Genomic DNA, 12,281 nt, shown 5'->3' with positions numbered 1-12,281 from the left:
TCGCGATGGCATCACCGCGCTTTGCCTGCTAGACCCTATAGCCCGCATCGCAGGCGAGCCAACTCCCACAGGCAGCACAGCCCCAAGAATGCCCGACACAAAAAATCCCCCTGCCTCACGACAGGGGGATTCGATTAAACATACTGTCTATTTATTGCGGATTAATGATCCACCGCCCCGCTCGCCCCCAACCCCGTCTGCGAACGCACAAACTGCGGGAAGAACAGCGCACGCTCTTTCTCTGCCGACTTGGATTTGTCAGTAATGGAGAAGAACCAGATACCCGCGAACGCAATGATCATGGAGAACAATGCCGGGTACTCGTAAGGGAAGATCGCTTTTTCATGATGCAGGATCTGCACCCAGATGGTCGGACCCAGGATCATAAGACCAACCGCGCTCACCAGCCCCATCCAGCCGCCGATCATGGCGCCACGGGTGGTCAGGTTTTTCCAGTACATGGAAAGCAGCAAGACCGGGAAGTTGCAGCTCGCCGCAATGGAGAACGCCAGGCCCACCATAAACGCGATGTTCTGGCTTTCAAACAGAATGCCCAGGCCAATCGCCAGTACCGCCAATGCAATAGTGGTGATCTTCGAAACCCGGATCTCTTCCTTGTCGTTGGCCTTGCCCTTTTTGATCACGCTGGCATACAGGTCATGGGATACCGCAGAAGCGCCCGCCAGGGTCAGCCCGGCAACCACCGCCAGGATGGTGGCGAAAGCCACTGCCGAAATAAAGCCCAGGAACATGCTGCCGCCAACCGCGTCCGCAAGATGCACCGCCGCCATGTTGTTACCACCCAGCAAGGCGCCAGCAGCGTCCTTGAAGTCCGGGTTGGTACTCACCAGGATGATTGCGCCAAAGCCGATGATAAAGGTCAGGATATAGAAGTAGCCGATAAAGCCCGTTGCGTAGAACACGCTTTTACGTGCTTCCTTGGCATCGCTCACGGTGAAGAAGCGCATCAGGATATGTGGCAGGCCGGCAGTGCCGAACATCAGGGCCAGGCCGAGGGAGAATGCAGAGATCGGATCTTTCACCAGCCCGCCCGGGCTCATGATTGCTTCACCTTTAGGGTGAATCTTCACCGCTTCGGCAAACAGGGCGTTGAAGTCAAAGTTGACATGTTTCATGACCATCACAGCCATGAACGTGGCGCCCGACAGCAACATGACCGCCTTGATGATCTGCACCCAGGTCGTTGCCAGCATGCCGCCGAACAACACATACATGCACATCAGGATACCCACCAGGATCACCGCAACGTGGTAGTCCAGGCCAAACAGCAGCTGGATCAGCTTGCCGGCACCGACCATTTGCGCGATCAGGTAGAACGCTACCACCACCAGCGAACCACACGCCGACAACGAACGAATCTGGGTTTGACCCAATCGGTACGAGGCCACGTCGGCAAAGGTGTATTTGCCCAGGTTGCGCAGACGCTCGGCAATCAGGAACAGAATGATCGGCCAACCCACCAGAAAGCCGATTGAATAGATCAGGCCATCGTAGCCGGAGGTGTACACCAGCGCGGAAATACCCAGAAAAGATGCTGCCGACATATAGTCGCCCGCAATCGCCAGGCCGTTCTGGAAACCGGTGATCTTGCCGCCAGCAGCATAGTAGTCAGCGGCCGACTTGTTGCGCTTGGATGCCCAGTAAGTAATGCACAGGGTTGCGCCCACAAACACGACGAACATGATGATCGCCGAAATATTGAGCGGTTGTTTTTGCACTTCACCCGTCAGGGCCTCCCCCGCCCAGACTGCCGGTGCAAGGGCTGAAGCGCCCAGTGTTGCCAATAAGCGCCCGATCATTGCCCAGCCTCCTTGAGAATTGCATTGTTCAGCTCATCAAACTCGCCATTGGCCCGACGCACATAGATACCGGTCAGCACGAAGGCCGAAACAATCAGCCCCACACCAATCGGAATACCCCAGGTAATGGAAGAGCCGGGGCTCAACTTGGCGCCCATGATGTGCGACCCATATGCAATCAACAGGATAAAGGCGGCATATAACCCGAGCATGATTGCCGAAAGAATCCAGGCAAAACGCTCTCTCTTTTTGACCAGCTCCTTGAAACGCGGGCTGTTTTGAATCGAGATATAAATGCTGTCGTTCATTATTTTTGTCCTCGCAGCACAGATGAGATGGAACGATTTCACTATTAGGGCGGCGCAAATTCAATTCCAGACGACTTTAGTAGTAGAGCCTCTGATTTGCTGCAGCCCCCGGTTTCTCTAGGCTGTAAGGACGATGACAACTTTTGCGACCCGCCTGACAAGCAAAAACCGCCTGGCGAAAACACCCGGCGGTCTTGTGTACTGCGAGCTAGACGCTTCGCGATTATTTAACGGTCCATTGCGCTACCCGCTCCGGGTGTTTGGCAACCCACTCTTTGGCCGCGACTTCGGGTTTTGCCCCCTCTTGAATGGCCAGCATTACCTCACCAATTTCGTCTTTTGAATTCCAGGAAAACTTCTCCAGAAACGCCGCCACTTCCGGCGCCTTGGTGTTCAACTCTTTGCTGCCGATGCTGTTTACAGTTTCAGCCGCGCCAAACACGGACTTGGGATCTTCAAGAAAACGCAGTTTCCACTTGGCAAACATCCAGTGCGGCACCCAGCCGGTCACGGCAATCGGTTCATTTTTGGCATAGGCACGCCCCAGTTCCGAGGTCATTGCCGCTCCGGAACTTGCCTGCAACTTGTAACCCTTGAGGTCGTAATCCTTGATTGCCTCATCGGTTTTAAGCATCACGCCCGACCCGGCATCGATACCGACAATCTTGTTTTTGAACTCAGTACTGCCCTTCAAATCAGCAATGGACTGGGCTTTTACATATTCAGGGACGATCAGGCCAATTTTGGCGTCTTTAAAGTTGGGGCCGTAATCCACAACCTTGTCTTTATTCTTGGCCCAGTATTCGCCGTGGGTTACCGGCAACCAGGCGGACAGCATGGCGTCCAGCTTGCCCGTGGCCACACCCTGCCACATGATGCCCGTCGCCACGGGCATCAGCTTCACGTCATAACCCAGCTTTTGTTTAATCACCTCGGCCGCCACATGGGTGGTCGCCACGCTGTCGGACCAACCATCCACATAACCGATATTCAGGGTCGGCTTGCCCTGGGCACTGGCCAGGCCCGCACTCATCGCCAGCACCAAGGCTGCTCCCGCGCTCAAAATTCGTCGCATCTTCATCTTTGATTCCCCACAGTGCCGGGCCCGACGAGTGCCGGGCCGCTCAAGATTCCTACAGAGTTATTCCACCCCGTATCACTTGCACCGGATAATCAACCGCGCCTGCCAAGCGCCCTGCTCTGACGACGACTCCCATGCAACCCGCAGCGACATGGCGCCACCATCCAGATGGATACGCGTGACCTTGCATGGCCGGGCAGACCAACAATACATGTCAAAATTATACGCAGCCGCTGCGCCCGCCCAATTGCAGGTAAGATGCGCGGCTTTGCTCCCATACGGCCTGACCATGTCCGCGACTGCCCGCTTCCCCGTGCTGCCTTATCTACTTGCCTGCCTGCTGGGCGTATTTGCCATTGCCGGCTTCTGGTACGGCCTGGGCCAACCGGTGATATTGCCCGACGCGGCAACACCGACCCATAAACTGCAATGTGCGTCCTATACGCCGTTCGACAAGGACCAGTCACCGTTCGACCAGCCTTTCGTGCCTCGGGCTGAGCGGATGGACGCTGACCTGGCGTTGCTGGCCACGCGCTTTCAATGCATTCGCACCTATTCCCAGGCGGGCCTTGAAACCCTGCCAGAGCTGGCACGCAAGCACGGCCTCAAGCTGATGGCCGGCGCCTGGGTCAGCAGCGACCCCGTAGCCACCGAACAGGAAGTCGATGCCCTGATCGCTTCGGCCAATGCCAACCCGGACGTGGTCAGTGCGGTGATCGTCGGCAACGAAGCCTTGCTGCGCAAGGAAGTCACGGCGCCACAGCTGGTCAGGCTGATCGACAAGGTAAAAAGCCAGGTCAAGCAACCGGTCACCTATGCAGACGTCTGGGAGTTCTGGCTGCAGCACCCGGAAATCGCTCCGGCGGTGGACTTCCTGACCATTCACCTGCTGCCGTACTGGGAAGATGACCCTGCCGGTATTGACCAGGCCGTACAGCATGTCGCCCAGGTGCGTCAGGTATTTGGCAACAAGTTCGCCCCCAAGGACATCCTGATCGGCGAGACCGGCTGGCCCAGCGAAGGTCGCCAGCGCGAAACCGCCCAGCCAAGCCGGGTGAACGAAGCAAAATTCATTCGCGGTTTTGTCACCCTGGCCGAACAAAACGGCTGGAAGTACAACCTGATCGAAGCCTTCGACCAACCCTGGAAGCGTGGCAGCGAGGGGGCTGTAGGCGGCTACTGGGGATTGTTCGATGCTGATCGCCAGGACAAGGGCATCCTCGCCGGCCCGGTCTCCAACCTGCCGCACTGGCCGATCTGGCTGGGCTTTGGCGCCGCCCTGTTTCTGGGCACACTGCTGATGGGTGGCAAGGTTCGTACAAAACGTGCAGCTGTGTTACTGCCAGCACTGGGTGCGGTTGCAGGATGCAGCATCGTGGCATGGGCTGAACTGGCATCCGTGACCAGCCGCTTTGCTGGCGAGTGGCTATGGGCTGGCTTGCTGGTTGGCCTGAACCTGATCGTACTGACCCACGGCGCATTGGCCCTGGGCCAGAAAGACGGCTGGCGAGAACGCCTGTTCAACCTGCTGGAGCGTCGTGCCGGCTGGTGGCTGGCCGCCGCCGGGTTTGCCGGTGCAGTGATGATGCTGGGGCTGGTGTTCGAGCCACGCTATCGCAGCTTCCCCAGCGCCGCCCTGCTGCTGCCTGCGCTGGTTTACCTGGTGCGCCCGGTGGGCGGCCCCCGCCGTGAATTCGGCCTGTTGGCCTTGATCATTGGGGCAGGCATACCGGTACAGCTATACCGCGAAGGCCTGCATAACCAACAGGCCTGGATGTGGGCACTGGTCAGCGTATTGCTGGTGATGGCGCTGTGGCGCAGTGTGCGCAAGCACGCCTGACTCACTGCAGACTTTAAGCGGCTAGTTTTTGTGGGAGCTGGCTTGCCTGCGATGCAGGCCCCGCGGTCTGTCAGGTAAACCGCGGCGATGCCATCGCGAGCAAGCCCGCTCCCACAATGAACCAGGGTTTACTTTGACGCGCGCACCAGGCGCAACCCGGCGATCACCACGGCAAACACTGCCAGGCTGGCGTTGTACAACGCCAGTGCGGGCAGGCCGAACAGCAGGGCCAGCACCGCCAGTGCGCAGCCGACACGACCACGCACGCAAAAAGCAATAATCGACAGCGCCAGCGCGACCCAGCCCAACACCCGGAAATGAATCAACAAGCCCAGGTTAGCCCGCAACTGGCATTCCCAGCGCGCGGCCTCGGCAACACAGGTTCCCACCCACTGCGAGTCCTCCATCAAGCCGTATCGCAACCCATAACTGGCGAGCAACCAAACAGGCAGGGCGATAAGCAGCAAGATCCACGGTAAACGAGGTCGCATAAAAAACTCCGATAGGCAAAAGCGGCGCCCAGCTTAATCCCCATCTTCGGCTATGCAAGCCTTGCAATCAGATATCTGTTAACTAAAGTCATTCAGCGTGTATCTTGGGAGGCTTTTTGCCTGTTCGGGACTCTTTGGGGAAATATTTGGTGCCGCCAAATGGCACTTCAGTACTAGCCCTGTGGTCATAGCCTGCGAATCTTTTGCGCACCTTATTAGGGATAGTCTTCATGCTCCGTTCTCTGCCCTTCGCTGCCTTACTGGGCGGCCTTATCTTGAGTGCGTCCGCGCAGGCGGTCGATGTCGACCCCGCCACGTATGGCTATCCGATAACCAATCCGTTCGAAGCCACGATTGCCACCACCCCGCCACAAATGCGCCCGTTGCTGCCCGACGAAGATGATATCAACCAGTCGGACTACACCCTCAACCTGCGCCCTGAACGTGAGCACATACTGCCGGCCAATTTCTGGGCAGTGAAAAAACTCACTTACCGCATGGCCAAACAGGATTACCCGGCACCGCTGATGTTCCTGATTGCCGGCACCGGCGCCGCCTACGACAGCAGTCTCAACGAATACCTGAAAAAGCTCTTCTACCAGGAGGGCTATCACGTCGTGCAGCTGTCCTCACCGACCAGCTATGACTTCATGAGCTCGGCTTCGCGCCTGGCCACACCCGGCATCAGCCAGTACGACGCCGAGGATTTGTACCATGTGATGCAGGCAGTGCGCGCCCAACAGGCCAAGCTGCCCGTCACCGACTACTACCTGGCGGGCTATAGCCTGGGCGCACTGGATGCGGCCTTTGTCAGCCATCTGGATGAAACCCGCAAAAGCTTCAACTTCAAAAAAGTCTTGATGCTCAACCCGCCGGTCAACCTGTTTACCTCCATCAGCAACCTCGACAAGCTGGTGCAAACCGAGGTCAAGGGCATCAACAACTCCACCACGTTCTACGAGCTGGTGCTGGGCAAGTTGACCCGCTACTTCCAGGATAAAGGCCGGGTCGACCTCAATGCGGCCCTGGTCTATGACCTGCAAAACTCCAAGGAGCGCCTGACCAACGAGCAAATGGCCATGCTGATCGGCACGGTGTTTCGTTTCTCGTCGGCCGATATCGTGTTCACCTCGGACCTGATCAACCGCCGCGGCCTGATCACCCCGCCGAACTACCCGATCACCGAAGGCACCAGCCTCACGCCGTTTCTCAAGCGTTCGCTGCAGTGCGACTTTGACTGCTACCTGACCGAGCAGGTGATCCCCATGTGGCGCGCCAAGACCGATGGCGGCAGCCTGCTGCAACTGATCGACCAGGTCAGCCTGTACGCCCTGCAGGACTACCTGAAAAACAGCCCGAAGATTGCCGTCATGCATAACGCCGACGACATTATCCTTGGCCCTGGTGACTTGGGCTTTCTGCGTAAAACCTTCGGTAATCGCCTGACGGTTTATCCGTATGGTGGCCACTGCGGCAATCTCAACTACCGAGTCAACGCTGACGATATGCTGGAGTTCTTCCGTGGCTAAACAATTACTGCTTCTCGCCGCCCTGCTCGGCGCAGGCTTCGCCCATGCCGACAACAGCAAGGCTCACACGGAACTGACCCCGGATGTCGACGGGTTTACCCAGCCGTTGAAACTGTTGAAATTCAATCCGGGCCTGGACCAACGTGAGTTCGAGCGCGCCACCATGAACGCGCTGAGCATCTATGATCCGCTGGAGCCGCTCAACCGTCGGATCTACCATTTCAACTACCGCTTCGATCAGTGGGTGTTCCTGCCGGTGGTCAACGGCTATCGCTATGTCACGCCAAGCTTTCTGCGCACGGGCGTGAGCAACTTCTTCAACAACCTGGGCGACGTGCCCAACCTGTTCAACAGCCTGCTGCAGCTCAAGGGCCACCGCTCGCTGGAAACCACAGGGCGCTTGCTGTTGAACACGACCATAGGCGTCGGTGGCCTGTGGGATCCGGCCACGGCAATGGGCCTGCCCCGTCAAAGTGAAGACTTCGGCCAGACTCTGGGCTTTTACGGCGTACCGGGCGGTGCTTACCTGATGCTGCCGATCCTGGGCCCGTCGAACCTGCGCGACACCACGGGGCTGGTGGTCGACTTCGGCGTCAACCAGGAAATCAACTTCCTCAACGTACCGCACGAGAGCTCCCGCCATCCCGAGATCTGGGTGCTGGGCGCGGTCGACAAGCGCTACAACACCAGTTTCCGCTATGGCCAGTTCGACTCGCCGTTTGAGTACGACAAGCTGCGTTACATTTACACCGAAGCGCGTAAATTGCAGATTGCGGAGTAGCATCAGCATGGACGCATACCCTCGTAGCAGCTGACGAGCAACGCGAGGCTGCGTCCGACGATGCAATCGTCGTAAAGCCTTTAAACGCGGTGCATCTATAACACCCGGGGAAATGGTTTTACGACTGCTGCGCAGCCGAACGTAGCCTCGCGTTGCTCGTCAACTGCTACAAGGCACCCGCAAAAACTGGCACAGCGCTTCGCGCTTGGCCATCGCGTCACGACGCCCCAGCTCGATCAACTCCCGGCAATAACCCGCCTCGAACAGCAGGTAGCTGAGCACGCCTGCACCACTGGTCTTGGTCGCACCCGGGCCACGCAAGAACATGCGCAGCGCGGCCGGCAGTTCGTGCCGGTGCCGGGCCGCGATTTCGTCGATGGGCTGGCTCGGCGCAATCACCAGCACTTCCACGGGCGACAAGCCCAGGTTGTCGGAGTGCCTGGGCAGCAGGCGGCTAAAGTGATTGAGCCGCTCAAGCAGCTCGATATCGCTCTCCAGGCTGTCGATAAACGTACTGTTGAGCATATGCCCGCCAATTTGCGCCAGGGTTGGCTGCTGCGCGTTGTAGTAGCGCGGCTGGTCGTCCTGCAGGTCGGGCCCGCGCGGGTTGCCGCTCACGCCCACCACCAGCACCCGGCTGGCCCCCAGATGCAGCGCCGGGCTAATGGGCGCCGACTGACGCACGGCGCCATCACCGAAGTACTCCTCGCCAATCTTGACCGGGGCAAACAACAGCGGAATGGCCGAGCTGGCCAGCAAGTGCTCCACCGTCAACGCCGTGGGCATGCCGATACGCCGGTGGCGCAACCAGCCATTGATGGTGCCCTTGCCCTGGTAAAAGGTCACCGCCTGACTGGACGAGTAGCCAAATGCCGTGACGGCGACGGCCCGCAGATGCTGCTGGGCAATCGCCTGCTCGATACCGGGAAAATTGATTTTGGCCTGCAACAGATAGCGCAAGGGCGAGCTGTCGAGCAGCGCTACCGGCACATGGGCGCCCAGCCCGAGCAGGCTGTGGCCCAGAAAGCGTGTGGCCTGGTGCAGCACCCCCGGCCAGTCGCTGCGCAGCACGCGCCGGCTTTCGAAGCCCTGCCAGAACGCGGTCAGGTGCTCGACCGCGCGGGTGAAATCCATCGCCCCGCTGGCCAGGCTGACCGCGTTGATCGCCCCCGCCGAGGTGCCGACAATTACCGGGAACGGGTTGGCGGCACCGGCAGGCAGCAATTCGGCAATCGCCGCCAGCACGCCGACCTGATAAGCCGCCCGCGCACCACCGCCAGACAGGATCAGGCCCGTCACCGGCGCTGCCGTCACGACCAGGCGGCCGCCTCAGCGGCGTTTGTCGTAGAGCTTGGGCTCGCCGGGCGGACGGGTCTTGAAACGGCGATGGGCCCACAGATACTGCTCGGGGCATTCACGCACCGCCCGTTCGACCCATTGATTGATTCGCAGGCAATCAGCCTCATCGCTTTCTCCGGGGAAATCCCTCAGTGGCGGATGAATGACCAGCTTGTACCCACTGCCATCGGCCAGTCTTTGTTGAGTAAAGGGCACAACCTGCGCTTTGCCCAGTTTGGCAAACTTGCTGGTTGCCGTAACGGTAGCCGCAGGAATACCGAACAGCGGCACAAAGATACTTTGCTTGGCGCCGTAGTCCTGATCGGGTGCATACCAGATCGCCCGCCCGGAGCGCAGCAGCTTGAGCATGCCGCGCACGTCGTCACGCTCGACGGCCAGCGAATCGACGTTATGCCGCTCACGGCCGCGACGCTGGATAAAATCGAACAGCGGGTTCTTGTGCTCGCGGTACATGCCGTCAATGGTGTGCTGCTGGCCGAGCAAGGCGGCACCGATTTCCAGGGTGGTGAAGTGGAACGCCATCAGGATCACGCCCTTGCCTTCGAGCTGCGCCTGCTTGAGGTGCTCCAGCCCTTCGACATGGGCCAGTTTGGCCAGACGCGGTTTTGACCACCACCAGCTCATGGCCATCTCAAAAAAGGCAATGCCGGTGGAGGCGAAGTTTTCCTTGAGCAATTGCTTGCGCTCGGCGGCCGACTTTTCAGGGAAACACAACTCAAGGTTGCGCGTGGCAATCCGCCGACGATCACCGGCTACCCGATACATCAGGGCGCCAAGGCCACGACCGATACACAGTTGGACTTTATAAGGCAGTTGCACCACCAACCACAGCACGCCCAGACCCAGCCATAGCAGCCAGAAGCGCGGATGAAAAAAAGCGGCACGAAAACGCGGGCGATCCATTAATGATTCCGGACAGACACAAGGGTCGGCCATTCTACATCGTTAGACCCGGCTTGCGGCCTGCGGGCGTTCTCGTTATAAGTCTCAGCACTTTAAGTGACAAGTCGCGTTAAGCAACCATGAGCCAAACCGAATCGCTAGACCAAGCCCCCGTGTTCCAGCTTAAGGGCAGTATGCTCGCCATCACGGTGCTGGAACTTGCGCACAACAACCTTGAAGCCCTGGACCGCCAACTGGCCGCCAAAGTGGCCCAGGCGCCGAATTTTTTCAGTAATACCCCACTGGTACTGGCGCTGGACAAGCTACCTGCCAGTGAAGGCGCCATCGATTTGCCCGGGCTGATGCGTGTCTGCCGCCAGCATGGCCTGCGCACCCTGGCCATTCGCGCCAGCCGCATCGAAGACATCGCCGCCGCCATTGCCATCGACCTGCCCGTGCTGCCGCCTTCAGGCGCGCGTGAGCGACCGATCGACCCGGTTGAAGTGGTGGTCGAGCCAAAAAAACCGGAAAAACCACCGGAGCCGGCCATCAAGCCGACCAAAATCATCACCAGCCCGGTACGCGGTGGCCAGACCGTGTATGCCGAAGGCTGCGACCTGGTGGTCATCGCTTCCGTCAGCCCCGGCGCGGAACTTATGGCCGATGGCAACATCCATGTTTACGGGCCAATGCGGGGTCGCGCACTGGCCGGACACAAAGGCAACACCAAGGCACGGATTTTTTGCCAGCAGTTGAGCGCCGAGCTAGTGTCAATTGCGGGCAAGTACAAGGTCTCTGAAGACCTGCGTCGGGATCCGCTATGGGGAACAGGGGTTCAGATCAGTCTGTCAAGTGACATGTTGAACATCACCCGGCTTTAACGGATACTCTCGCCATTTTCCAACCATCTCAAAATCGTAGTGAAAACAGTCTTTTCCTTGTGGGGCCAATGCCCGCCAGGGCTGTTCACCTGCAGTCGTCAGTAGAGATGTTATTCAGGGGCTAAAAAGTCCTTTTTCCTTAGGGGTGAAACACCTTGGCCAAGATTCTAGTGGTTACATCCGGCAAGGGTGGTGTGGGTAAGACCACCACCAGCGCCGCTATCGGTACCGGCCTCGCTCTGCGCGGCCACAAAACAGTGATCGTCGACTTCGACGTTGGCTTGCGTAACCTCGACCTGATCATGGGCTGCGAGCGCCGCGTGGTGTATGACTTCGTCAACGTGGTCAACGGCGAAGCCAACCTGCAGCAGGCCCTGATCAAAGACAAGCGCCTGGAAAACCTCTACGTGCTGGCCGCCAGCCAGACCCGTGACAAGGATGCGCTGACCAAGGAAGGCGTCGAAAAAGTTCTGATGGAACTTAAGGAAACCTTCGAATACGTGGTCTGTGACTCCCCGGCCGGTATCGAAACCGGTGCTCACCTGGCCATGTACTTCGCTGACGAGGCGGTCGTGGTGACCAACCCGGAAGTGTCCTCGGTACGTGACTCGGACCGCATGCTGGGCCTGCTGGCCAGCAAGTCGCGCCGTGCCGAACTGGGCCAGGACCCGATCAAGGAACACCTGCTGCTGACCCGCTACAACCCGGACCGCGTGTCCAAGGGCGAAATGCTCGGGGTTGAAGACGTCAAGGAAATCCTGGCCGTGGCCCTGCTGGGTGTGATCCCGGAGTCCCAGGCCGTGCTGAAAGCATCCAACCAGGGCGTGCCGGTGATCCTTGACGATCAGAGCGACGCCGGTCAGGCCTACAGCGATGCCGTTGATCGCCTGCTGGGCAAAACCGTGGAGCATCGGTTCCTTGATGTACAGAAGAAGGGATTCTTCGAGCGCCTGTTTGGAGGCAACTAAACAATGAACATTTTTGACTTCTTTCGTACTCGCAAAACGCCAACAACCGCGTCGGTTGCGAAAGAGCGTCTACAGATCATCGTGGCGCACGAGCGTGGCCAACGCAGCACCCCGGACTACCTGCCTGCCCTGCAAAAGGAACTGGTTGAGGTGATCCGCAAATACGTGAACATCGGCGATGATTCGGTACAGATCGCCCTTGAAAACGAAGGTAGCTGCTCGATTCTGGAACTCAACATCACACTGCCAGATCGTTAATCGATCCGGCGGGCACCACGGCGACCTGGGCGCCTTCCCTGCGGGGGAGGCTCCCTCGTCGCCGTTGGCGTTTTTCAAGAGGC

12 protein-coding genes are annotated in these 12,281 nt (G+C 58.9%); 6 read left to right on the top strand and 6 right to left on the bottom strand.

The genetic code is table 11. From position 1 onward, the window contains the following. Positions 1–161: 161 nt before the first annotated feature. The 3 genes from AB3G35_RS10455 to AB3G35_RS10445 form a co-directional block, all read right to left on the bottom strand. Entirely contained in the window at positions 162–1,820 is a 1,659-nt protein-coding gene (locus AB3G35_RS10455) for a cation acetate symporter (protein WP_016780165.1), read from the bottom strand. Beyond that, complete coding sequence (locus AB3G35_RS10450) at positions 1,817–2,128, bottom strand: DUF485 domain-containing protein (RefSeq protein WP_016780164.1); 312 nt, start codon at positions 2,126–2,128, stop codon at positions 1,817–1,819. The genes AB3G35_RS10455 and AB3G35_RS10450 overlap by 4 nt, the downstream gene beginning before the upstream one ends. A gap of 223 nt (positions 2,129–2,351) precedes the next feature. Beyond that, on the bottom strand, positions 2,352–3,209 hold the full coding sequence (locus AB3G35_RS10445; RefSeq protein WP_106117114.1) for a glycine betaine ABC transporter substrate-binding protein: 858 nt from the start codon (positions 3,207–3,209) through the stop codon (positions 2,352–2,354). A 289-nt stretch (positions 3,210–3,498) separates the two neighbouring features. Here AB3G35_RS10445 and AB3G35_RS10440 point away from each other — a divergent pair, with 289 nt between their 5' ends. Continuing rightward, positions 3,499–5,049, top strand: a complete 1,551-nt coding sequence (locus AB3G35_RS10440) for a glycosyl hydrolase family 17 protein (protein ID WP_369782627.1) — start codon at positions 3,499–3,501, stop codon at positions 5,047–5,049. A 128-nt stretch (positions 5,050–5,177) separates the two neighbouring features. On the opposite strand, the gene AB3G35_RS10435 is transcribed toward AB3G35_RS10440, so the two are convergent. Beyond that, a complete protein-coding gene (locus AB3G35_RS10435; RefSeq protein WP_369782626.1) occupies positions 5,178–5,540 on the bottom strand; it encodes a hypothetical protein in 363 nt (120 codons plus the stop codon). A 230-nt stretch (positions 5,541–5,770) separates the two neighbouring features. Here AB3G35_RS10435 and AB3G35_RS10430 point away from each other — a divergent pair, with 230 nt between their 5' ends. Next, positions 5,771–7,069 carry a serine/threonine protein kinase gene (locus tag AB3G35_RS10430; protein WP_369782625.1) on the top strand — a complete coding sequence of 433 codons (1,299 nt, stop codon included), beginning with the start codon at positions 5,771–5,773 and terminating at the stop codon, positions 7,067–7,069. Continuing rightward, the gene (locus AB3G35_RS10425) at positions 7,062–7,850 is read left to right on the top strand and encodes a VacJ family lipoprotein (RefSeq protein ID WP_016780159.1); all 789 of its coding nucleotides are present in this window, start codon (positions 7,062–7,064) and stop codon (positions 7,848–7,850) included. The genes AB3G35_RS10430 and AB3G35_RS10425 overlap by 8 nt, the downstream gene beginning before the upstream one ends. A 159-nt stretch (positions 7,851–8,009) precedes the next feature. Here AB3G35_RS10425 and AB3G35_RS10420 read toward each other — a convergent pair whose 3' ends face one another. Both AB3G35_RS10420 and AB3G35_RS10415 read right to left on the bottom strand, forming a co-directional pair. Then, a complete protein-coding gene (locus tag AB3G35_RS10420) occupies positions 8,010–9,164 on the bottom strand; it encodes a patatin-like phospholipase family protein (protein ID WP_037001011.1) in 1,155 nt (384 codons plus the stop codon). 15 nt (positions 9,165–9,179) lie between these two features. Beyond that, entirely contained in the window at positions 9,180–10,112 is a 933-nt protein-coding gene (locus AB3G35_RS10415) for a lipid A biosynthesis lauroyl acyltransferase (RefSeq protein ID WP_016780157.1), read from the bottom strand. Positions 10,113–10,231: 119 nt separating this feature from the next. Between AB3G35_RS10415 and minC the strand changes: the two genes are divergently transcribed. From minC to minE, 3 genes are all read left to right on the top strand, one after another. Beyond that, positions 10,232–10,972 carry a septum site-determining protein MinC gene (minC, locus tag AB3G35_RS10410; RefSeq protein ID WP_016780156.1) on the top strand — a complete coding sequence of 247 codons (741 nt, stop codon included), beginning with the start codon at positions 10,232–10,234 and terminating at the stop codon, positions 10,970–10,972. Between the two features lie 155 nt (positions 10,973–11,127). Beyond that, complete coding sequence (gene minD, locus AB3G35_RS10405) at positions 11,128–11,940, top strand: septum site-determining protein MinD (RefSeq protein WP_029611321.1); 813 nt, start codon at positions 11,128–11,130, stop codon at positions 11,938–11,940. A 3-nt stretch (positions 11,941–11,943) separates the two neighbouring features. Then, the gene (gene minE, locus AB3G35_RS10400) at positions 11,944–12,198 is read left to right on the top strand and encodes a cell division topological specificity factor MinE (RefSeq protein ID WP_016780154.1); all 255 of its coding nucleotides are present in this window, start codon (positions 11,944–11,946) and stop codon (positions 12,196–12,198) included. The last annotated feature ends 83 nt before the right edge of the window (positions 12,199–12,281 follow it).

The organism is Pseudomonas sp. WC2401 (assembly GCF_041200115.1).
In the GTDB taxonomy this organism is placed as follows: domain Bacteria; phylum Pseudomonadota; class Gammaproteobacteria; order Pseudomonadales; family Pseudomonadaceae; genus Aquipseudomonas; species Aquipseudomonas fragi.
This window is presented reverse-complemented; position numbering and strand designations above follow the sequence as displayed.

Coding starts and splice junctions, on each gene's coding strand:
- AB3G35_RS10455 (WP_016780165.1), bottom strand. CDS start 1,820: ATGATCGGGCGCTTATTGGCAACACTGGGCGCTTCAGCCCTTGCACCG.
- AB3G35_RS10450 (WP_016780164.1), bottom strand. CDS start 2,128: ATGAACGACAGCATTTATATCTCGATTCAAAACAGCCCGCGTTTCAAG.
- AB3G35_RS10445 (WP_106117114.1), bottom strand. CDS start 3,209: ATGAAGATGCGACGAATTTTGAGCGCGGGAGCAGCCTTGGTGCTGGCG.
- AB3G35_RS10440 (WP_369782627.1), top strand. CDS start 3,499: ATGTCCGCGACTGCCCGCTTCCCCGTGCTGCCTTATCTACTTGCCTGC.
- AB3G35_RS10435 (WP_369782626.1), bottom strand. CDS start 5,540: ATGCGACCTCGTTTACCGTGGATCTTGCTGCTTATCGCCCTGCCTGTT.
- AB3G35_RS10430 (WP_369782625.1), top strand. CDS start 5,771: ATGCTCCGTTCTCTGCCCTTCGCTGCCTTACTGGGCGGCCTTATCTTG.
- AB3G35_RS10415 (WP_016780157.1), bottom strand. CDS start 10,112: ATGGATCGCCCGCGTTTTCGTGCCGCTTTTTTTCATCCGCGCTTCTGG.
- minC (WP_016780156.1), top strand. CDS start 10,232: ATGAGCCAAACCGAATCGCTAGACCAAGCCCCCGTGTTCCAGCTTAAG.
- minE (WP_016780154.1), top strand. CDS start 11,944: ATGAACATTTTTGACTTCTTTCGTACTCGCAAAACGCCAACAACCGCG.